The sequence below is a fragment of the Streptomyces sp. NPDC007189 genome, assembly GCF_040703635.1.
Lineage (GTDB): Bacteria > Actinomycetota > Actinomycetes > Streptomycetales > Streptomycetaceae > Streptomyces.
On sequence record NZ_JBEYEY010000018.1, the window covers coordinates 65199 to 86513 of the forward strand.

Below are 21315 nucleotides of genomic sequence, written 5' to 3' on the forward strand. Positions count from 1 at the left end.
GGCGGACGTGGCCCGCGCCACATCCGCACGGATACTCAGACCGGCTACTCAGAACGCCGACACCCCGGTCAGGGCACGGCCGATGAGCAGCTTCTGGATCTGGCTGGTGCCCTCGTAGAGGGTCATCACGCGGGCGTCGCGCAGGAGTTTGCCGGCCGGGTACTCGTCGATGTAGCCGTAGCCGCCGAAGACCTGCAGGGCGTTGTTGGCGGCGCGGACGGCGGCCTCGGAGGCGAACAGCTTGGCCTTGGAGGCCTCGACGGCGAAGGGCCGGCCGCGGTCGATCAGATCGGCGACCCGCCAGGTGAGCAGCCGGGCGGCGTCCACGTCGACGGCGATGTCGCTGATCAGCTCCTGCACCAGCTGGTGCCGGGCGATGGGCTTGCCGAACTGCTCGCGCTCACCGGCGTAGCGCACGGCCGCGTCCAGTGCGGCCTGGGCGATGCCGACACAGCCCGCGGCCACCGACATCCGCCCCTTGGCCAGCGCGGACATGGCCACGGAGAAGCCCTTGCCCTCCTCGCCGAGCATCGCGGACGCCGGCACCCGGACGTCTTCGAGGACGAGTTCGGCGGTGGCCTGGCCGCGCAGGCCGAGCTTGCCGTGGATGGTGCGGCGGGTCAGGCCGGGCGTGTCGGTGGGCACGAGGAAGGCGGAGACGCCCTTGTGGCCGGGGGCGTCGGTGGAGCGGGCGAACAGCAGGACGACGTCGGCCCAGGTGCCGTTGGTGATGAACATCTTGGTGCCGTTGATGACGTAGGCGTCGCCGTCGCGTACGGCGCGGGTGGCGAGGTTGCCCGCGTCGGAGCCGGTGCCGGGCTCGGTCAGGCCGAAGCAGCCGACGTACTCGCCGGCCGTCAGCCCCGGCAGCCAGCGCCGCTTGTGCTCCTCACCGCCCCAGGCGGCGATCGTCTTGGCGACGAGCCCGAGGGACACGGACACGATCCCGCGCACCGAGGAGTCACCGCGCCCCAGCTCCTCGGTGACCAGGCAGTACGCGAGATGGTCGCCGCCCGAGCCGCCGTACTCCTCGTCGACGGTCAGCCCCAGGAAGCCGACCTCGCCGAGCTTCTTCACGATGCCCCGGTCGACCTCCTCGGCGCGGTCCCACTCCACGACGTGCGGGGCGATCTCGCGCTGCACGAAGTCCCGGGCGAGCTGCCGTACGGCGGCCTGCTCCTCGCTCAGCTCCAGGTTCACCACGCGATCACCCCACAGAAGACAGGATCCGGAGAAGGGATCCGAGACAGATCTTGAAAGGCGTACATTTAAATTAGCACTGCTAGTTTCCAGCCGCAGCCCTACTATGTGCGCCATGGCCCGACCGCGCAAGCCCCTCCTCAGCACCGACCGGATCGTCGAGACGGCCCGGGACCTCGTGGACCGGGAGGGACTGGCGGCCGTCTCCACCCGCCGGCTCGCCGCCGAGCTGGGGGTCAGCGGGCCCTCGCTGTACAACCACTTCCGCACCAAGGACCAGATCCTGGAGGCGGTCGCCGACTCGGTCAGCTCCCTGGTGGACCTGTCGATGTTCGAGGACGGCCGCGACTGGCGCACCGCGCTGCACGACTGGGCCGTCTCCTACCGGGCCGCCCTGCGCGACCACCCGAACATCGTCCCGGTCCTGGCGCGCGGCCCCGGCCGCCGGCCGGCCGCGCTGCGGCTCGCCGACGCGGTGTACGGCGCGATGGTCGACGCCGGCTGGCCGCCGGCCCAGGCGACCTCCATCGGCGCGCTGATGCGGTACTTCATCATGGGCTCCGCGCTGGGCTCGTTCGCCGGGGGCTTCGTGGACGACGCGAGCGCGTACGACCCCGCCGACTACCCCCATCTCGGCCAGGCCCATCTGCTCGCCGAGCAGCAGGAGAAGATCGACGAGCGGGCCTTCGAGACGGGTCTTTCGGCACTGCTGGACGGGCTGGCGCAGCAGTACGAGCAGGTACGGCAGAGCGTGCGGCGATGATGCGGCGCGGGCCGAAGTGTCCCTGCCGCATGCTGGACGTATGACCGCCAAGGATCCGCAGGCCGCGGGCCTCGCCGCGCTGGCCTCCCTGATCGCCGACGAGACCCGGGCCACGTGCCTGCTGGCGCTGCTCGACGGGCGGGCCTGGACCGCCGGCGAGCTGGCCCGGCACGCCGGGGTCGCCGCGTCGACGCTCAGCGAACATCTGGGCAAGCTGGTCGCCGGAGGCCTGCTCGCGGAGGAACGGCAGGGCCGGCACCGGTATGTGCGGCTGGCCGACGCGCATGTGGCGCAGCTCGTGGAGGACCTCGCGGCGCAGGTGCCTCCGGCGGCTGGGCGGCGGGCTCCGCGCAGCCTGCGTGAGTCGAGCGCCGGATCGGCCATGGCCCGGGGCCGTACCTGTTACGACCATCTCGCGGGGCGGCTCGGTATCGCGGTCACCGATGCGCTGACCCTGCGGGGGCTGCTGCGGCAGGACACCGGGTTCGCGCTGACGGACGCGGGGCTGGAGTGGTTCGGCGCGGTGGGGATCCCGCTCGAGGTCTCGGGCCGGCGTCCGCTGGCCCGTGCGTGCCTGGACTGGACCGAGCGGCGGCCCCACCTCGCGGGCGCGGCGGGCGCGGCGCTGTGCCGGCATGCGCTGGACACGGGGTGGTGCGTGCGGATCGGGTCGGAGCGGGCCGTGAAGGTGACGCCGTCGGGGGAGCGGGAGTTGTCGGCGCTGCTGGGTATCGCGCGGGAAGAGCTGTGCTGAGCGCGGCTACCGGGGCGGGTCGTTCCGTGGTCTGCCGGGTGCGGGCGCGCGGTGGTTGCCCGCGCCGTTCCCCGCGCCTCTTACGGGGCCCGCGGCTCCGGCGCCCTCGAGGCGCTTGCCCGTCCGATGTCCGCCAGCCAGTGCACCGTCCCCTGCCTAACCTCGGGAGCATGATGAACGCCGTCCCACGCCACCGCCTGCTGCCCGCCGCCGCGGCCGTCGTCACCGTCGTTCTCTGGGCGTCGGCCTTCGTGGCGATCCGGAGTGCGGGGCAGGAGTACTCCCCCGGCGCGCTGGCCCTCGGGCGGCTGGCGTCGGGGGTGCTCGCGCTGGGGGTGATATGGGCGGTGCGCCGGGAGGGGCTGCCGCCCAGGGAGGCCTGGCGCGGGATCCTGCTGTCCGGGCTGCTGTGGTTCGGGTTCTACATGGTCGTGCTGAACTGGGGCGAGCAGCAGGTGGACGCCGGCACCGCGGCCCTCGTGGTGAACGTCGGCCCGCTGCTGATCGCTCTGCTCGGCGCCCGGTTGCTCGGCGATCCGATGCCGCGGCGGCTGCTGGCGGGCATGGGCGTGTCGTTCGCCGGTGCGGTGACCGTGGGCCTGTCGATGTCGGGCGGCGGCGGGGCCTCCGTGCTCGGGGTGGTGCTGTGCCTGCTCGCCGCGGTGGCGTACGCCGCCGGAGTCGTCGCGCAGAAGCCGGCCCTGGGGCGGGCGAGCGCGCTGCAGGTGACGACGTTCGGGTGTCTGGTCGGGGCGGTGGCGTGTCTGCCGTTCGCCGGGCAGCTCGCGCACCAGGCCGCGCACGCGCCGCTGCCGGCCACCCTCGGCATGGTCTATCTCGGCGTCTTTCCGACCGCGCTCGCCTTCACGACCTGGGCCTACGCCCTGGCCCGCACCACCGCCAGCCGGATGGGCGCGACGACGTACGCCGTGCCCGCGCTGGTGGTGCTGATGTCCTGGCTGGTGCTCGGCGAGGTGCCGGGCGTGCTGACGCTGGGCGGCGGTGTGCTGTGTCTCGCGGGCGTGGCGGTGTCGCGGTCGCGAGCGCGTGGCGGGCGGGCGGTCCGGGTCGCGGCCGGTGTGGAGCCGCGGCCCGGGCCGTCGCAGAAGGTCGGCTGAGCCGTCAGAAGACCACCAGCGCGCGGCCGCCCTTGCCCGCGAGCATGTTCTCGAAGGCGGCCGGGATGCCGTCGAGGGCGATGCGTTCGGTGACGAGCGCGGACAGGTCCAGGCGGCCCTGCCGTACGTGCTCGGCGAGCACCGGCAGGTCGCGGGCCGGGTCGCTGTTGCCGTAGACGCAGCCGGACAGGGCGCGGCCCCAGTGGAAGATCTCCAGGGCGTTGAAGGTGACCTCCTGGTCCTTGCCGCCGATGCCGACGACCGTCGTACGGCCGCCCCGGCGGGTGGACTCCCAGGCCGCCCGGATCGACACCGCCCGGCCCACGCACTCGATGGAGACGTCGACGCCCTGCTTGCCGGTGAGGGCGCGGATCTCCCGGGGGGTGTTGTCGGAGGCGAGGACGTAGTCGGTGGCGCCGGCCGCGCGGGCCAGGTGCTCCTTCTCCGGGGAGACGTCGACGGCGATGATCCGGGACGCGCCCGCGATGCGGGCCGACTGGAGGGTGGCGAGGCCGACCCCGCCGACGCCGAACACGGCCACCGTCTCGCCCTCGCGGACCCGCGCCGAGTGGTGGACGGCGCCGTAGCCGGTGAGGACGGCGCAGCCGAGGAGGGCGGCGTCGGTGAGGGGGACGCCCTGCGGCAGCGGCAGTACGCAGGACGCGGCGACGACGGTCTCCTCGGCGAACGCGGCGACGTTCAGGCCGGGGTGCAGGTCGGTGCCGTCGGCGGTGCGGGCGTAGACGTCGGCGGCGCCGTTCAGGGCGTTGGCGCACAGCCAGACCTCGCCGAGCGCGCAGGCGTGGCAACTGCCGCAGGAAGGAGCCCAGTTGAGGACGACGGGGTCGCCCTCGGCGACATGCGCCACGCCCTCGCCGACGGCCACGACCGTTCCGGCGCCCTCGTGGCCGAGGACGGCCGGGAGCGGGACGCGCATGGTGCCGTTGGACAGGGACAGGTCGGAGTGGCAGACCCCGGCGGCGGCGAGGCGGACGCGGACCTGTCCGGGGCCCGGGTCGGGCAGGTCGATGCCGGTGATCTCCAGGGGTGCGCCGATGGCGGGCAGGACGGCGGCTCGTACGGCCATGGGTCGCGTACTTCCTTAGAACTGGAGGGACTTGGTCTGGAGGTACTCGCTGAGTCCGTGCGCGCCGAGTTCGCGGCCGACCCCGGACTGCTTGTAGCCGCCGAAGGGGGCCAGCGGATTGAACCGGCCGCCGTTGATGTCGACCTGGCCGGTGTCCATGCGCCGGGCGAAGGCCACCGCCTCGGACTCCTCGCCGGCCCAGACGGCGCCCGCGAGGCCGTAGACGGTGCCGTTGGCGATGCGCAGGGCGTCCTCCTCGTCGTCGTACCTCAGCACCGACAGGACGGGGCCGAAGATCTCCTCCTGCGCGATCGTCATCTCGGGGGTCACGTCGGCGAAGACGGTCGGGCTGACGTAGTAGCCCTTCTCGCGCGGGGACTCGGGGCCGCCCGCGACCAGCCGGGCGCCCTCGGCGACGCCCTTCTCGATGTAGCCGCGCACCCGCTGCTGCTGCTTGGCGTTGACCAGCGGCCCGATGCGGTCGCCGTACTTGGCGGCGGCCGCGGCGGCCAGCTCGACGGCCTGGTCGTACTGGTCGCGGTGGACCAGCATGCGGGTCCAGGCGCTGCACGTCTGGCCGGAGTTCGACATCACGTTGGCGACGCCGACGTTGACCGCCTTGGCGAGGTCGGCGCTCGGCAGGATGACGTTGGCGGACTTGCCGCCGAGTTCGAGGGCCACCTTCTTGACGGCTCCGCCCGCCACCGCGCCGATCCGCCGGCCGACGGCCGTGGAGCCGGTGAAGGAGACCAGGTCGACGTCGGGGTGCTCGGCGAGGGCCTGCCCGGCGACCGGGCCGAGCCCGGTGACCAGGTTGAACACACCGGCGGGCAGGCCGGCCTCGTGGACGGCCTCGGCGAAGAGCTGGGCGGTGAGCGGGGTGTCCTCCGCGGGCTTGAGGACCACCGTGCAGCCGGCGGCGAGCGCGGGGGCCACCTTGGCGACGATCTGGTGCAGGGGGTAGTTCCAGGGCGTGATCGCGCCGACCACGCCGATGGGCTCGCTGAGGACGGTGGAGTTGCCGACCTTCTCCTCGAAGGTGTGGGTCGCGGCCAGCTCGGCGTAGGAGCCGGCGACCGCGATCGGCACCGCCGCGTGCACGGCCTGCGAGAAGGCCGGCGGGGAGCCCAGTTCGGCGGTGACCGTCTCGGCGATCTCCTCCTTGCGGGCCGCGAGGACGTCCCGCAGGGCGCTCAGGCGTGCGGCGCGCTCGGCCGGGGGCGTGGCGGCCCAGCCGGGCAGGGCGGCGCGCGCGGCGCGTACGGCGGTGTCGACGTCCAGGGCGCCGCCGGCCGGCACGCTCGCGATGACCTGCTCGTCGGCGGGGTTCACGACCTCGATGACGTCCGTGGTCTCGGCGGGGCGCCAGGCGCCGTCGATGTAGAGGCCGTCGTGTGCCTTCATGGTGCTTCCTCCCGGCGGGTCTGCGTCGTCCGGCACACAAACTAGCGGTGTTAGTTTTCTGGCGCCAGAGGTACCAGGACATCATCGCCGGGGTGGCCGGTGCTCACGCGTCCCTGTGCCGGGGCTCACTCGTCCAGGTCGGGCAGCCGGTCGGGGGACGGGCAGATACGGTCTCCGTGCTGGTCGAAGACGAAGAGATGGGCGAGGTCCACCAGGAGCGGGACCTGCATGCCGTGGTGCAGCCGGAGGTCGGGGGTGGTGCGGACCACCAGGTCGCCGGGGAGCCGGCCCTCCGGGGGCGCGGGGTCGGGCCCGGCGTCCGCGGGGTGTTCGAGCGTCGCCACCGGTCCGGGCCGCCGCGCACCGGCCCGCTCCAGCAGCCGGTCCAGCACGTTCGGGCCTTCCCGGCGGCGCCGCCGCACCGGCCGGGCGGCGGGGCGCGGGGCCTCCAGTTCGGGTACGACGGCGGGCCGGGAGCCGGTGTTGAAGTGGACGAGCATCTCGTGGCCCTGGAACTCCAGGTGCTCCACGAGACCGGTGAGCGCGACCTCGCCCGGCCGGGCGGCGCTGTGCTTGGCGATGCGGACCGCCTCCGAGCGCAGCCCCACGATCACCTCGCGGCCCTGCTGCACGCGCAGCAACTGGTGGTCCAGCGAGAGCGGTTCGGGCAGCCGCAGGGCCTGCTTGCCCAGGCTGATGGTCATGGCGCCGTCCAGCGGGGCCCGCACCAGACCGCGCAGCAGGTTGATGCGCGGGGTGCCGATGAAGGCGGCGGTGAAGACGTTGCGGGGCAGTGCGTAGACCGTGCGCGGGGTGCCGACCTGCTGGAGCACTCCCCCGCGCAGTACGGCGACCCGGTCGCCCAGCGACATCGCCTCGGTCTGGTCGTGGGTGACGTACACCGTGGTGACCCCCAGCTCCCGGGTGAGCTGGGAGATCTCGGCGCGCAGGTGGTTGCGCAGCTTGGCGTCGAGGTTGGACAGCGGCTCGTCCATGAGGAAGGCGGACGGACGGCGGGCGATGGCCCGGCCCATCGCCACCCGCTGCCGCTCCCCGCCGGAGAGCTGGCTCGGGAAGCGGTCGAGCAGTTCCTCGATGCCCAGCATGCGGGCGGTGGCGCCGACGCGCGGGCGGGGGTCGGTGCCGGGGTCCTCGATGCGCAGCGGGAAGCCGATGTTGTCGGCGCTGGTCATGTTCGGATAGAGGGCGAAGTTCTGGAAGACCATGGCCATGCCGCGCTCGGAGGGCAGCCAGTCGTCGGCCGGCTCGCCGTCGAGCAGCAGCTCGCCCTCGTCGATGTCCTCCAGCCCGGCGATCATCCGCAGCACGGTGGACTTGCCGCAGCCGGACGGTCCGAGCAGGACCAGGAACTCGCCGGGCGCGATGTCCAGCGAGAGCCCGTCGACCACGCGGGGGCCGCGTGCGTAGGCCTTGCTCACGTCGTGCAGTGCGATGGCGCGTGTCATGGCTGCCGCCCCCGGGGGCTGTCCGGAGCCTCGCCGCTCCGTGGTCCGAAGGCCCCGTGCGGGTCGAACGGGGCCTGTCGGTCACGGAAGTTAACGGAATGTGCCCGGCGGGGGGAAGACTCGTGCGGCACGGCCGGTCACTTGGTGGCGGACAGGTGGGCGAAGACCACCACGTTGCTGGTGTAGCCCGTCCGCCGGCTGTAGAAGCCGCCGCAGGTCAGCACCCGCAGTTCGGGGCGCCGGGTGCGGCCGTAGACCTCCTTGTCCGGAAAGCCCGTCTTGTCGAACACCTTCACCCGGTCCACGGTGTAGACGGCGGTACGGCCGTCGGCGCGGCGGACCTCGACGGTTTTGCCGGGTTTGACGTAGGCGAGCGCCGCGAAGACGGCGGGACCGGTGGTGGTGTCGCGGTGGCCGACGGCGATCGCGGTGCCGGACTCCCCCGGTGTGGCGCCGCCCTCGTACCAGCCGACCAGCTTGGGCCGGTCGACGGGCGGTGTCTCAAGACGCCCCTCCGGGTCCAGGCGGACGCCCGCGACCGGGGCCGCGATCCCGAGCGAGGGGATGCGGAAGGAGGCCGGCCGGGACCGGGGCAGCGGGCGGGGCGGGGGCGTGGGGCGCCCGTCGGACTGCGCGGACCCCGGCCCGGCGGCGGCCGCCACGTCGGGGCCGCCACCCCCGGCGGCCCCGCCGTGCCCCCCGCACCGGCCGGTGACCGTCACCAGGACGGTGATCAGCAGGGCCGTCCTGGTGAGGCGGTAGGCGCGGGTCCGGTACCAGGGCCTTCTCCTCCGCCTACGCGGCGCCATGGGGCCGCCGGCGGCTGCGCCGGACGTACACGGCACCGCCGATCGCGGTGAGGCCCACGGCGCCCGCGGCGGCCACCGGCGTGTAGGCCGCGGCCTTGTCGATCAGGCCGCCGCCGCCCGCGTGCACGCCGCCGCGCGGGTCGTTGTGGTCGCCCCGGCCCCAGGCGCCGTCGTCGCGGTGGTCGTCGGCGATCTGACCGCCCGGCCCGGGCCGCTCCTCGTGCCTCCTGCCGTGGCAGTTGACCCGGAAGATCTTCTGCTTGGTGGTGCTGGGAGTGCCCACGATCCAGCTGAGCGTGTACTTCCCGTCGGCCAGCCCGATCGTGTCCGTGCGACCGGTGCCCCCGCCGAGCTGGATGGTGCCGGCGGCGGTGGCCGCGCTGGGCAGCGGAGGCAGCGGGGTGATGGTGTAGGCGATGGTGGGCAGCGAGTCGAAGTTGACGGCGTCCAGCCTGAACTTGCACACCACCGGGGCGTCGTCGGTGCCGTCTTCGGAGTGGTCGCCCACAGGCTGGATCATGATGTCGCCGTTCTCCCCGAGGGCGGCCGCGGTCGGTGCCACCACCCACGACACGCCCGCCGCGGCGAGGGCGGTGAGGACGACAGTGGCGCCCGCGCGGGGCCCGAAAACACGTGGTGAGGTCAGGGTGGGCATGCACATTCCTCCGCGTCAGACGATTTTCATACAAATCGCTCTTTCGCCTGGACTGTGCTTGATGGACAGGTGATCTGACGACCCGACACCCGGCGCGTCGTCAGAGATCGCTCGTGCGGCGCAATCCCGCGCGCCCGGTCCCCTCTCCGGCCGTCCGCCCCGGCCCCCTCGGCTTCTGCTGTCTCTGCGGCGACCGCACCGCCACCCCCGAGGACAGCAGCAGCAACGCGCCCAGCATCACGAACGGCGCCGCCACCCCGGCCACGCCCGCGACCAGGCCCGCGGCGGCCGGCGCCGCCACCTGGCCGAGCCGGTTGCCGGTCAGGCGCAGCGCGAGCGCCGTGGAGCGGGCCTCCTCGGGCGCCGCCTGCACCACCGTCGTCATCGACAGCGGCTGGCCCACGCCCAGGCAGAAGCCGAGGACCGTGAGCATCGCCCCGAGCGCCCACACCGGCGCCGGCAGCGCCACCCCCGCGCACAGCAGGGCCGCGAGGAGGCAGGTCAGGGTGAGCAGCGCCGGACGGCCGAGCAGCCGCAGCAGCGGGGTGAGGACCAGGCGGCAGGCGATCGTGGCGCCCGCGCGCAGGCTCAGCAGGACGCCGATCACCGACGGCGCGATGCCCCGGTGGTCGCCGACCACCGGGAGGTACGCGGTGAGGATGTCCGTCGCGGACAGCACGGAGAGGCTGATCAGCATGCCCGCGGGTACGCCCCGGGCGCGCAGGATGCGGCCCACCGGCACGCGATCGCCCTGCGGCGCACGGGAAGTGGCGGCCGTACGGTCCTCGATGCGCCACAGCGAGGCGAAGGCGGCCGCCGCGCCCGCGCCCGCCGCCACCAGGGCGAGCGCGCTGCTGTGCGCCCGGTCGGAGCCGCCGATCAGGGCGCCGGCGGCGACCGGGCCGATGAGCTGGCCGAGGGACGCGCCGATGGTGAAGTGGCCGAAGTTGCGGTCCTGTTCGTGCGGCGCCGACTGGCGGGCGACCAGCGACTGGGCGCCGATGACGAAGCAGAGGTGCCCGAGGCCCATCACCCCGCTCCACAGGGCCATGGCCCACAGGGAGCCCGCCAGCCCGCTGAGCGCGCAGCCGCCGAAGATCAGGACCACGCCGGCCGGGAGCAGGGGCGCGCAGCGGCCGTGGTCGGTGCGCCGGCCGAGCGGTACGGCGGCGAACAGGGGCAGCAGCGCGTACACGCCGGCGATGACGCCGACCGCCCGCTCGTCGGCGCCGAGCGCGAGCGCCCGGTAGGAGACGGCGGGCCGGGCCATCGACACCGCGCCCTGCGCGAAGCCGAAGGCGAGGACGAGGCGGAGCAGCCAGCCGCGGTTCCCACCGGGCGCCATGGAACGGTCCCCTTCCCGAGCGTCAGACGATGCCGAAGAGGATCCCTGCCCCGAGCACCACCAGGGATGTCAGGGCGGCCCACTTGACCACGAACCGGGTGTGGTCGCCGAACTCGACCTTGGCCATGCCGACCAGGACGTAGACGGCGGGGACGAGCGGGCTGGACATGTGCAGGGGCTGGCCGATGATCGAGGCGCGGGCGATCTCCAGCGTGGAGACGCCGTGCGCGTGGCCGGCCTCGGCGAGCACGGGCAGGATGCCGAAGTAGAAGCCGTCGTTGGACATGAAGTACGTCAGCGGGATGCTCAGCACGCCGGTGACCAGGGCCATGTGCGGGCCCATGCCGGCCGGGATGTTGTCCACCAGCCACGTCGCCATGTGGTCGACCATGCCGGTGCCCTGGAGCACGCCGGTGAAGACGGCGGCGGCGAAGACCATGCCGGAGACGTTGAGGACGTTCTCGGCGTGGGCAGCGATCCGGGCCTTCTGGTCGGGCATGTGCGGGAAGTTGACGGTCAGGGCGAGGGCCGCGCCGAGCAGGAACAGCACCGGGATCGGCAGCCACTCCATGATCATGGCGGTGAGCAGGGCGACGGTGAGCAGCGCGTTGAACCAGTACAGCTTCGGGCGCAGGGTCGCGCGGTGCGGGTCGAGGCCCTTGAAGCCGTCGTCGCCGTCCGGGCCCTCGGGCAGGCCGGGACCGGAACCGCCGTTGCGGGCCGGTGACGTGCCGGAGCCGGCGCCCACGAGAACGGCCTCGGCGGGCTCCTCCACCAGCACCTCGTCCAGGGTGAGGACGCCGAGCCGCCTGCGCTCGCGGCGGCCGAGGACGTAGGCGAGGACGAGGACGAACAGCAGGCCCACGGCGAGGGCCGGGATCATCGGTACGAAGATGTCGCTCGCGTCGACCTTCAGCGCGGTGGCGGCACGCGCGGTCGGGCCGCCCCAGGGCAGCGTGTTCATCACGCCGTTGGCCATGGCGGCCACACCGGTCATCACGACCAGGGACATCTTCAGGCGCTTGTACAGCGGGTACATCGCCGAGACGGTGATCATGAAGGTGGTGGAGCCGTCGCCGTCCAGGGAGACGATCGCGGCGAGGACCGCCGTACCGACGACGATGCGCAGCGGGTCGGCCTTGCAGAACCTGAGGATGCCCCGCACGACCGGGTCGAAGAGGCCGACGTCGATCATCACGCCGAAGTAGACGATCGCGAACATGAGCATCGCCGCGGTGGGGGCGAGACTGGTGACGCCGTCGATGACGTAGTCGCCGAGTCTGCCGCCCTTGCCCACGCACACGCAGAACAGCGCGGGTATGAGCACGAGCGCCGCGATCGGCGACATCTTCTTCAGCATGATCAGGACCAGGAAGGTCGCGATCATGGCGAAGCCGAGGATGGTGAGCATGAGTGGATACCTAACGTTCGCCCTTGAACATCCCACCTGGGGGTCGGCGGTGCGTTGACGTTAGGTCCCGTCGATCGGCGTTAACAAGATGTTGACGCGTGAGCAATACGCGCGAAAGTCCAGGTCACAGGCTTGCGGCCAACTGGACGGGGACGCCGTTGAGCACCGCGTTGCCGGAGAGCGGGTCGAGCAGGCTGCCGTCGAGGAGCTGGTTGACGTTGACGCCGGGGTCCTGCGCGGCGTGGCTGATCCGGCTTCCGGGGCGGTTGTGGCCCCAGCCGTGCGGGAGGCTCACCACCCCGGGCCGTACGGCGTCGGTGACCTCGGCCGGCGCCACCACCTCTCCCCCGGCGCCCTTGACGCGGACGTCCGCCCCGTCACGGACGCCGAGCCGGGCCGCGTCCTCGGGGTGGATGTGCAGGGTGCAGCGGTTGGAACCGCCGGTGAGGGCCGGCACGTTGTGCATCCAGCTGTTGTTGGAGCGCAGATGGCGGCGGCCGACGAGGACGAGTCCCGCGGGCCGTTCGCGCAGCACCTCGCGCAGCCGGGGCAGGTCGGCGGCGATCGGCTCGGGCAGCAGCTCGACCTTGCCGCTGCGGGTCTTCAGCGGCTGCGGCAGGCGCGGGCGCAGCGGGCCGAGGTCGATGCCGTGCGGGTGGGCGAGCAGCTCGGCCAGGCTCAGTCCGTCGGGCCGTACGCCGAAGCCGTCGCCGTACGGGCCGAGGCGCAGCATCATGTCCAGCCGTCGCTCGGAACCGCTCTCCCCGGTCAGCTGCCCGGCGAGTTCCTCCGGGTCGCGGCCGTACACCGGCGAGTGCTTGTCGGTCACGGCCTTGCCGAGGGTCTGCTCGATGACCATGGCGTCGACGGCGGCGGGGTCGGCGCCGTGCATGCCGGTGGCCGCGAGGATCAGCCGGGCGAGGATCTCGCTCTCGGCCATCCGGCCCGGCTCCAGCGGGACGGCGGGGCGGCTGTAGCGGACCTGGTTGCGCACGGCGAGGGTGTTGAAGGCGAAGTCGTGGTGCGGGCTCTGCGAGGGCGGGGGCGGGGGCAGGACGACGTCGGCGTGGCGGGAGGTCTCGTTCAGGTACGGGTCGACGCTGACCATGAAGTCCAGCGAGTCCAGCGCCTTGTCGAGGCGGTCGCCGTCGGGCGCGGACAGCACCGGGTTGGCGGCGACGACGATCAGCGCGCGGACCGGCTCGCCCTCGTCCGTCGCGGTGTCGATCTCCTCGGCGAGCGCGGAGAGCGGCAACTCGCCCTTGGCCTCGGGCAGTCGACGTACCCGGGAGTGCCAGCGGCCGAGCGCGAAGCCCCGGCCGGGGCCCGCCGGGCGGGGCGTCTTGTCGGTGGCGGCCTGCGGGAAGAGGGCGCCGCCGGGCCGGTCCAGGTTGCCGGTGAGGATGTTGAGGACGTCCACCAGCCAGCTGGCCAGGGTGCCGTGCGGCACGGTGCAGCTGCCGATGCGGGCGTAGACGGCGGCGGTGGGGGCGGCGGCCAGTTCGCGGGCGAGGGCGCGGATGGTCGGCGCGTCGATGTCGCACGCCTCGGCCACGGCGTCGGGGGTGAAGTCCTCCACCGCTTCCCGGAGTTCGTCGAGGCCCTGGACGTGCGGGGCGAGGTGCGCGAGGTCGGCCAGGTCCTCCGCGAAGAGGGTGTGCGCCATCGCCGCGAGCAGCAGGGCGTCGGTGCCGGGCCGGATCGCCAGGTGCCGGTCGGCGAGCCGGGCGGTACGGGTGCGGCGCGGGTCCACCACGGTGAGGTGGCCGCCGCGGGCCTTGAGCGCCTTCAGCTTGCCGGGGAAGTCGGGGGCGGTGCACAGACTGCCGTTGGATTCCAGCGGGTTGGCGCCGATGAGCAGCAGGTGGTCGGTGTGGTCCAGGTCGGGCACCGGGATGGCGTTCGCGTCGCCGAAGAGCAGGCCGCTGGAGACGTGCTTGGGCATCTGGTCGACCGTGGAGGCGGTGAACAGGCTGCGGGTGCGCAGGCCGGCGAGGAGCACCGGCGGGTAGAGGGCGCCCGCCACGGTGTGCACGTTGGGGTTGCCGAGGACCACGCCGACGGAGTCCGGGCCGTACCCCTCCACCACCGGGCGCAGACCGGCGGCGACCGCGTCGAAGGCCTCCTCCCAGGTGGCCTCGCGCAGCTCGCCGTCCCTGCGCACGAGCGGGGTGCGCAGCCGGTCGGGATCGGAGTCGACCGCCCCGAAGGAGGCGCCCTTGGGGCAGATGAACCCCTTGCTGAAGACGTCCTCGCGGTCACCGCGGGCGCCGGTGACCCGGGTGCCCTCGATGGTGAGGGTCAGCCCGCAGGTGGCCTCGCACAGGGGGCAGATTCGCAGGGCGGTGCGGGACACGGGTCCTCCCGGGGGTCGGCGGCGGTGCCGGGGCGAGCACGGACGGGCTCGGCCTGCCGGTGAGCATACCGACCGGTATGCATGGAGGGGAGTCCCTTAAGGGGAGTCCTTTGCCATACCGCACCGCGGCCGGAACTCAGTCCAGCACGCGTCCCAGATACGCCCGCAGCAGTTCGCGGGTCTCGGTGATGATCGCCTCGTCGCCGTCCGGGTCGGTGCGGAAAGCCAGCTGGACGAGGGTGTCGGCACTCTCCACGGCGACCAGGAAGACGCGGCGCAGATGACCGTCGGGGGTGCGGCCGAGGTAGCCGGAGAGCAGGTCGGTGAGGCGGTCGGCGACACGGGTGTTGGGCTCGGTGTGGCGGGCGCCGACCGGTATCTGGTTGCCGAAGTCGACCAGGGAGAAGCCGGGCGCGGTGCGCTTCATGGCCAGGTACTCGTCCAGGACCGCGTCCATCGCGGCCCGCCAGTCCCCCTGGTCCGCCTTCTTCAGCCGCTCGGTGACCCGCTCGCTGTACCGCTCCAGGTTGCGCTGGGCGAGGGCGTCGGCCATCTGCCGCTTGTTGCCGAAGAACCGGTAGACGGAGCCGATGGGCACACCGGCGCGCTGGGCGACCGCGCGGGTGCTCAGGTCGTCGTAGCCGACCTCGTCGAGGAGTTCGGCGCAGGCGTCCAGGATCCTGGTCAGCCGTTCGGCGCTGCGCCGCTGGACGGGCGCGCGGCGGAGCGATGTCGCGTGGGGCACGGACCTCATGATGCCTCCCCGCCGGGGTGCGGTGAACCTCACCCTCCTGTACGGAGAACAGTGGCCGGTGCACTCATGTCCGGCCCGCCGGGGTCGCCGTACTCGCCGAGGGGCCGGCCGGCTCCGGGTCCGACACCGTTATGTCGGCGGTGCTCTGCACCGGCCTTCCGTGCACGGCCCAGACGGTGCCGTCGTCGGCGTACAGGCGCGCGGTGACGTGGTGGGTGCCGTGCGGGACGAGGCCCGCGGGCAGGTGGTAGCCGTGGGAGCGCAGCCGGGCGATCCGGCGGCCGTCGACGAAGAGGTGCACGAGCCCGCGCCCGCCGACCGCCGTCGCGCCGGTGCCGGGCGGGGAGCAGCGGAAGTGACGGAACGTCAGCCGGACGTCCCAGCCGCCGGCCGGGTCCGGGGTCACCTCGACGGCGACCTGCGGCGCGTCCTTCTTGTCGACCTCGCGCAGATGGCGGCCGGTGTCGTCGGTGTCGTCGAGGACCTTGCCGACCGGGGAGGGCGAGATCCCGCCGCCGCCGTGGTGACCGGACGCGCAGCCCGCCGCGCCGAGCGGCAGCAGGACGGCCGCCGCGAGCGCGGCGAGCGTCCTGCGGATCCACGACGTCCTGGGCATGCCGGGAGAGTAGGACAACGCGCCGGCCCGCCGAATCCGCCTGAAGTCGGGTTCCGGCAGCCCTTGGAGATCCGCCTGACGGAGTACGCCCGGCGCCCCGGGGGTGGAGTGCCGGCCGCGCCTTCCTTCCCAGCGGACCCCCGTCGCCCTCTTGCATCCGCCACCCACCTATTCCTACGGTGTTGCATAGGAATCAGGAGCGCAAGGGAGCGATCATGAGCGGGGACGCGCGGAAGACCGCGGCGGGGCTGTCGTACCTGACCGGATTCGGCAACGAGCACGCCTCGGAGGCGGTGCCCGGCGCGCTGCCCGAGGGCCGCAACTCGCCGCAGCGGGCACCGCTCGGGCTGTACGCGGAGCAGCTGAGCGGTACGGCGTTCACCGAGCCGCGGGCACACAACCGCCGCTCCTGGCTCTACCGCATCCGCCCCTCGGCCGCGCACCCGGCGTTCACCCGCACCGGCAACGGCGCGATCCGCACGGCCCCCTTCACCGAGACCGTGCCCGACCCCAACCGGCTGCGCTGGAACCCGCTCCCCGAGCCGCCGGCCGGCACCGACTTCCTCGCCGGCCTGTGGACCCTCGGCGGCAACGGCGACGCCACCCAGCGCACCGGCATGGCCGTGCACCTGTACCACGCCAACGCCTCGATGGAGCGCGTCTTCTCCGACGCCGACGGCGAACTGCTCATCGTGCCGGAGCGCGGCGGACTGCTGCTGCACACCGAGTTCGGCCGGCTGGCCGTGGAGCCGGCCCATGTGGCGCTGATCCCCCGCGGGGTCCGCTTCCGTGTGGAGCTGCTTGACGAGTCGGCCCGGGGCTATGTGTGCGAGAACTACGGCGCGCCCTTCCGGCTCCCCGACCTCGGCCCGATCGGCGCCAACGGCCTCGCCAACGCACGCGACTTCCAGGCTCCGGTCGCCGCGTACGAGGACGTGACCGGCCCGGTGGAGGTGGTGAACAAGTTCTGCGGCAACCTGTGGACGGCGACCTACGACCACTCCCCGCTCGACGTGGTCGCCTGGCACGGCAACCATGTGCCGTACCTCTACGATCTGCGCCGTTTCAATGTGATCGGCACCATCTCCTACGACCACCCTGACCCGTCCATCTTCACGGTCCTGACCTCCCCCTCGGACACCCCGGGCCTGGCCGGGGTCGACTTCGTCGTCTTCGCCCCGCGCTGGCTGGTGGGCGAGGACACCTTCCGGCCGCCGTACTTCCACCGGAACGTGATGAGCGAGTACATGGGCCTGATCGAGGGCGCCTACGACGCCAAGGCGGAGGGCTTCGTGCCGGGCGGCGGCTCCCTGCACAACATGATGTCGGCGCACGGCCCGGACCGGGAGACCTACGACCGGGCCAGCACGGCGGAGCTGCGGCCGCAGAAGGTCGACGACGGCCTGGCCTTCATGTTCGAGACCCGCTGGCCGGTGACCCTCACCGCGCACGCGGCGTCCGCCGACCACCTCCAGCGGCGCTACGACGACGTCTGGAAGGGGCTCGAGAGCCATTTCCGCGCCTGACACCGCTGTTGCGCCTCCCGTTCGTCGACCGGTACGGATAGCCGAGTGACCTCCTTCGCCCCGGACTCCATCGTCCTGAACCGCAAGCTGCCGCTGTGGTACCAGGTGTCGCAGTCGCTGCGCGCCTCGATACTCGGCCGCTCCCCCGAGGACCCGCTGCGGCTGCCGACGGAGGAGCGACTGGCGGAGCACTACGGCGTGAGCGTGCTGACGATGCGGCAGGCGCTGAAGGAGCTGGAGGACGAGGGCCTGATCAGCCGGCACCGGCGGCGCGGCACGTTCATCGAGCCCGACGTCCGGCGGGGCGCGCCGGTGCGGCTGCTGGGCTCGGTGGACGCCATCGTGGCCCAGCAGTCGGGGATGACGACCGAGCTGCTGGACCACGGCAAGGTGCCCGTGCCGGCCGCTCTCGCCGAGTACTTCCCGGATCTCGCCGAGGTGGCCGCGTACCACCGGCTGCGCAGCGACGAGAAGACCGGCGAGCCGACCAACCACGCCGTCAACCACGTCCGCCCCGAACTCGCCGCGCGGATCCACCTGGAGGACCTGATCCGCTGGCCGATGACGAAGGTGCTGCGGGACGTGGTCGGGGCGGACATCAGCCGTATCACGGACACCGTGGAGGCGCGGCTCGCCGACCCGGAGACCGCCCGGCTCCTCCAGGTGCCGCTGCTGAGCCCGATCCTGCACTACACGGGCGTGACGTACGACAGCGACGGGCGGGTCCTGGACGTGGCGGTGATCCACTACCGGGGGGACCGGTTCTCCTTCACCGTGACCCTGGACGCGACCTGATACGGGGTCCCGGTCAGGCCGTACGATGCCCTGCGTGACGCACGACGACGCTCCGCTGCTGGCGGACCTCATGCCGTGGTCCGTCGCACCGCTGCGGCCGGGCCGCGCCTGGCCGACGGCGCCCGACCCCGCCTCCCTGAAGGCCCGCTGGGACGCCCTGCTGAAGGCCGAGGGCCCCGCCCGGGCGGCCCTGTTCGAGCCGACCCGCGCCCGCACTCTCGACTCGGCGGTGGGCCAGCTCCCCGGCCAGTCCACCGGCACCGGCCGGCTCGCCCGCGCCGAGGGCCCCTGCGCCGAGCCGGTCCGCGTCCTCGCGGCGCCCTTCGACGCGCAGTGGCTGATCCCGGACCACCGGCTGATCGACGCCGCGCGGCCGGAGTTGTGGCGGGTGGCGGACGCCCACCAGGTCTTCACGGTGGAGACGGGCGGCGAGGATCCCCTGCTGGCGACCTCGCTGCTCCCCACGCTCCGCACCGGCCGCATCCGCCCCCTGTACCGCCGCCCCGGCGGCGCGGAACCGAACCTCGCGCCCGGCCTGACGGCCCATCTCTCCGGCCGCCTGGGCGAGCCGGCCGCTCCGGTCGACGTCCTCGCCTGGATCCTGGCGGCCGCCGCCCCCGACCTGACCGTCCCGCTCACCGACGACCCCGCCGTGTGGACGGCCGGCGTCGAGCTCGGCCGCCGCATGCTGTGGCTGATGCGCCGCGACGGCGAACGCCCCAAGCTGCCCGGCGGCCGCCGCCCCTACGTCCGCGCGCCCCTGCCGGCCCGGCCCCTCACCCTGCGCTACGACCCCGACGAGGAGACCCTCCACCTCGACGAGGGCCGTATCTCGCCCGTCCCGCCGGAGGCCTGGGAGTACGAGGCGGCCGGGGCCCGGGTGCTGGAGTCCTGGTTCGCGGCCCGCACGACCGCGCCCGAACCGGGCACGCTGGCCGCGATCCGCCCGGCCGGCTGGCCGCAGACCTGGACGTCGGAGCTGCTGGAGCTGATCACGGTCCTCGCCCTGCTGGCGGAACTGCGGCCGCTGCGGGCGGAGTTGAAGGTGACGTCCGCGATCGGCGCGGCCGAACTGCGGCGGGCGGGCGTCCTGCCGGTGCCGGAGGCGTCCCGCCGCCCGGCCTCGGTCCTGGACCATCACGAGGAGGGCCCGGAGGGCCAGTTCGCGCTGATCTAGCGGCGCTTGAGGGCGGCCTCCAGCCGGGCGACGTCCTCGGCGTCCTTGGCCCGGCGGGGCCGGGAGGGGTCCCAGACGGGCATCATGCGCTTGATCTCGATCTGCGCGGCGGGGCTGACGATCGGCGCCTCGACGTCCCCGATACGTCCCGTTCCGCCGTCCAGCAGGCCGTCGGGCCAGGGCGTTCCGGCCCAGGGTCCGCCCGCGACGACCACGCGGCCGGCCGCGTCCCGGTCCAGGAGGGTGAAGCTGCTGTCCAGCCCGTCCTTGACGAAGTCCAGCTGCAGGCCGGGCGGGGGTCCGGCCACCGGTGTGTGACCGAGCCCGACCAGCATCCCGGCGAGCGGCCCGGCGTCCTCACCCCGGGCGAACCAGTCGATGTCCCCGTGCTCCCTCACGGCAGCACCCTGAGGGAACGCGCCGGCGGGGACGGGCTGGTGCCGGCCTGCTGACAAACCCGCCGGTCACGGGCCATGATCCGGGCATGGAACAGCGCACGGACACCCAGCCCCTGCCCCTCGCGGGCCTCACCGTCGTCGCCGTCGAACAGGCCGTGTCCGCGCCGTTCGCGACCCGGCAGCTCGCCGATCTGGGCGCCCGGGTCATCAAGGTGGAGCGGGTCGACGGCGGCGACTTCGCGCGCGGGTACGACACGGCGGCCCGCGGTCTCGCCTCGCACTTCGTGTGGTGCAACCGCGGCAAGGAGTCCGTCGCCCTGGACCTGAAGGACCCGCGGGGCCTGGAGGCCGTACGCCGGCTGATCGCGGACGCGGACGTGTTCGTGCAGAACCTCGCACACGGGGCGGCGGCCCGGCTCGGCCTCGACGCGGCCACCCTGTGCGCGGCCCATCCCCGGCTGATCGCCGTGGACATCTCCGGATACGGCTCCTCGGGGCCGTACGCGGACAAGCGGGCGTACGACATGCTCGTGCAGTGCGAGGCCGGGCTCGTGTCGGTGACCGGGACGGCGGAGCAGCCGGTGAAGGCCGGGATTCCGGCGGCGGACATCGCGGCGGCCATGTACGCGTTCTCGGGCGTCCTGGCGGCCCTGGTGCGGCGGGGGACGACCGGGCGGGGCGGGCCGGTGGAGGTGTCGATGCTGGAGGCGCTCGCGGAGTGGCTGGGGCATCCGCTGCACCACACGATGCACGGGGGTGAGCCGCCGGCGCGCACCGGTCTGGCGCACGCCGTCATCGCGCCGTACGACGCCTATGCGACGGCGGACGGCGGACGCGTGCTGGTGTCGGTGCAGAACGACCGGGAGTGGCGGCGGCTGGCCGAACAGGTCATACAGCGCCCGGAATTGGCGAGGGACCCGGCGTACGCGACGAACGCGGCACGGGTGGCGAACCGGGAGACGACGGACGAGCTGGTGGCGCGGGCGCTCGGCGTGCTGGACACCGGGGAGGCGCTGGCCCGGCTGGAGAAGGCGGGCATCGCCTGCGCCCGGCTGCGGGATCTGCGGGAACTGGCCGCGCACCCGCAGCTCGCGGCCCGGGAGCGGTGGCGTGAGGTGGGGTCGCCGGTCGGGCCGCTGAAGGCGCTGCTGCCTCCCATCACGCTGCCGGGCGGGGACGAGGCACGGATGGGTGAGGTGCCGGCGCTCGGGCAGCACACCGGGACGCTGCTGCGTGCCGTGGGGATGACGGACGACGAGATCGCAGCGATGCGCCGGGACGGTGTGGCGGCCTGAGCGCCGGCCTTGCGGAGGGGCTCAGGATCGGCCGCCTGCCAGGTCGAGGGCGGCTCGAGGTGGCCAGGGGGCGGTTCGGCGCCCGGTCAGTGGCCGCCGAACAGCGAGCGGCGCAGCCGGCGCAGTGGCGCGAACAGGGAGACGCGGCTGACCCGCCGGCCCCGGTCGCTGCGCTCGTGTGCGGTGTCACGCGCCGTCAGCTCACGCATCAGCGAGGTCGCCTCGACCGTCTCCCGCTGCGGTATGGCGGGACCCGCCAGCACCGACAGATGGCGGTCGAGGCGCGAACTGGTCGCGCTGCTCCCGCAGGTGATCGCAGGGACCCTGGCCCTGCTGCGCACTGTTATCTGCTCCATGTCACTCCCCACCCGTACGAGTCCACCCGG

Annotated in this window: 20 protein-coding genes; 7 read left to right on the forward strand and 13 right to left on the reverse strand. The window is 73.5% G+C overall.

Annotation, left to right across the window (positions count from 1 at the left end; all coding sequences use genetic code 11):
• Positions 1 to 48: 48 nt before the first annotated feature.
• Complete coding sequence (locus AB0950_RS31460) at positions 49 to 1200, reverse strand: acyl-CoA dehydrogenase family protein (protein ID WP_360575522.1); 1152 nt, start codon at positions 1198 to 1200, stop codon at positions 49 to 51.
• Between the two features lie 115 nt (positions 1201 to 1315).
• Here AB0950_RS31460 and AB0950_RS31465 point away from each other — a divergent pair, with 115 nt between their 5' ends.
• From AB0950_RS31465 to AB0950_RS31475, 3 genes are all read left to right on the forward strand, one after another.
• Positions 1316 to 1963: a TetR/AcrR family transcriptional regulator gene (locus AB0950_RS31465; RefSeq protein ID WP_360159050.1), complete on the forward strand. Its 648-nt coding sequence runs from the start codon at positions 1316 to 1318 to the stop codon at positions 1961 to 1963.
• 40 nt (positions 1964 to 2003) lie between these two features.
• Complete coding sequence (locus AB0950_RS31470) at positions 2004 to 2717, forward strand: winged helix-turn-helix domain-containing protein (RefSeq protein ID WP_360575492.1); 714 nt, start codon at positions 2004 to 2006, stop codon at positions 2715 to 2717.
• Between the two features lie 173 nt (positions 2718 to 2890).
• Positions 2891 to 3835, forward strand: coding sequence for a DMT family transporter (locus AB0950_RS31475; RefSeq protein WP_366779962.1), 945 nt, complete (start codon positions 2891 to 2893; stop codon positions 3833 to 3835).
• 4 nt (positions 3836 to 3839) lie between these two features.
• On the opposite strand, the gene AB0950_RS31480 is transcribed toward AB0950_RS31475, so the two are convergent.
• The 10 genes from AB0950_RS31480 to AB0950_RS31525 all read right to left on the reverse strand — a co-directional run bounded on the left by AB0950_RS31480 (position 3840) and on the right by AB0950_RS31525 (position 15738).
• The gene (locus tag AB0950_RS31480) at positions 3840 to 4922 is read right to left on the reverse strand and encodes a Zn-dependent alcohol dehydrogenase (protein WP_366779929.1); all 1083 of its coding nucleotides are present in this window, start codon (positions 4920 to 4922) and stop codon (positions 3840 to 3842) included.
• A 15-nt stretch (positions 4923 to 4937) separates the two neighbouring features.
• Positions 4938 to 6326, reverse strand: coding sequence for an aldehyde dehydrogenase family protein (locus AB0950_RS31485; RefSeq protein WP_366779930.1), 1389 nt, complete (start codon positions 6324 to 6326; stop codon positions 4938 to 4940).
• 125 nt (positions 6327 to 6451) lie between these two features.
• The gene (locus tag AB0950_RS31490; protein WP_366779931.1) at positions 6452 to 7792 is read right to left on the reverse strand and encodes an ABC transporter ATP-binding protein; all 1341 of its coding nucleotides are present in this window, start codon (positions 7790 to 7792) and stop codon (positions 6452 to 6454) included.
• Between the two features lie 137 nt (positions 7793 to 7929).
• Entirely contained in the window at positions 7930 to 8601 is a 672-nt protein-coding gene (locus AB0950_RS31495) for a class F sortase (protein WP_360159035.1), read from the reverse strand.
• A complete protein-coding gene (locus AB0950_RS31500) occupies positions 8588 to 9256 on the reverse strand; it encodes a hypothetical protein (protein WP_360159032.1) in 669 nt (222 codons plus the stop codon). The genes AB0950_RS31495 and AB0950_RS31500 overlap by 14 nt, the downstream gene beginning before the upstream one ends.
• A gap of 100 nt (positions 9257 to 9356) precedes the next feature.
• Positions 9357 to 10601: an MFS transporter gene (locus AB0950_RS31505; protein WP_366779932.1), complete on the reverse strand. Its 1245-nt coding sequence runs from the start codon at positions 10599 to 10601 to the stop codon at positions 9357 to 9359.
• Between the two features lie 22 nt (positions 10602 to 10623).
• Entirely contained in the window at positions 10624 to 12012 is a 1389-nt protein-coding gene (locus AB0950_RS31510) for a citrate:proton symporter (protein ID WP_360159026.1), read from the reverse strand.
• Positions 12013 to 12136: 124 nt separating this feature from the next.
• A complete protein-coding gene (locus AB0950_RS31515) occupies positions 12137 to 14368 on the reverse strand; it encodes a molybdopterin oxidoreductase family protein (RefSeq protein ID WP_366779933.1) in 2232 nt (743 codons plus the stop codon).
• Between the two features lie 136 nt (positions 14369 to 14504).
• Entirely contained in the window at positions 14505 to 15122 is a 618-nt protein-coding gene (locus AB0950_RS31520) for a TetR/AcrR family transcriptional regulator (protein WP_360159020.1), read from the reverse strand.
• A 64-nt stretch (positions 15123 to 15186) separates the two neighbouring features.
• Positions 15187 to 15738 carry a hypothetical protein gene (locus AB0950_RS31525; RefSeq protein ID WP_360159017.1) on the reverse strand — a complete coding sequence of 184 codons (552 nt, stop codon included), beginning with the start codon at positions 15736 to 15738 and terminating at the stop codon, positions 15187 to 15189.
• 215 nt (positions 15739 to 15953) lie between these two features.
• On the opposite strand from AB0950_RS31525, the gene hmgA reads away from it, so the two are divergent.
• The 3 genes from hmgA to AB0950_RS31540 are packed head-to-tail and all read left to right on the forward strand — an operon-like array spanning position 15954 to position 19236.
• Positions 15954 to 17264, forward strand: coding sequence for a homogentisate 1,2-dioxygenase (gene hmgA, locus AB0950_RS31530; protein WP_360159014.1), 1311 nt, complete (start codon positions 15954 to 15956; stop codon positions 17262 to 17264).
• A gap of 45 nt (positions 17265 to 17309) precedes the next feature.
• A complete protein-coding gene (locus tag AB0950_RS31535; protein ID WP_360159011.1) occupies positions 17310 to 18059 on the forward strand; it encodes a GntR family transcriptional regulator in 750 nt (249 codons plus the stop codon).
• A gap of 25 nt (positions 18060 to 18084) precedes the next feature.
• Positions 18085 to 19236, forward strand: coding sequence for a type ISP restriction/modification enzyme (locus tag AB0950_RS31540; protein WP_366779934.1), 1152 nt, complete (start codon positions 18085 to 18087; stop codon positions 19234 to 19236).
• Here the strand turns inward: AB0950_RS31540 and AB0950_RS31545 are convergent.
• Entirely contained in the window at positions 19233 to 19634 is a 402-nt protein-coding gene (locus AB0950_RS31545; protein ID WP_360575483.1) for an aminoglycoside adenylyltransferase, read from the reverse strand. The two genes, AB0950_RS31540 and AB0950_RS31545, sit on opposite strands and share 4 nt — an antisense overlap.
• Positions 19635 to 19720: 86 nt before the next feature.
• Between AB0950_RS31545 and AB0950_RS31550 the strand changes: the two genes are divergently transcribed.
• Positions 19721 to 20929 (forward strand): CaiB/BaiF CoA-transferase family protein, encoded by a 1209-nt coding sequence (locus AB0950_RS31550; protein ID WP_360575482.1) that lies wholly within the window; start codon positions 19721 to 19723, stop codon positions 20927 to 20929.
• Between the two features lie 86 nt (positions 20930 to 21015).
• On the opposite strand, the gene AB0950_RS31555 is transcribed toward AB0950_RS31550, so the two are convergent.
• On the reverse strand, positions 21016 to 21285 hold the full coding sequence (locus AB0950_RS31555) for a hypothetical protein (RefSeq protein WP_360158999.1): 270 nt from the start codon (positions 21283 to 21285) through the stop codon (positions 21016 to 21018).
• Between the last annotated feature and the right edge of the window lie 30 nt (positions 21286 to 21315).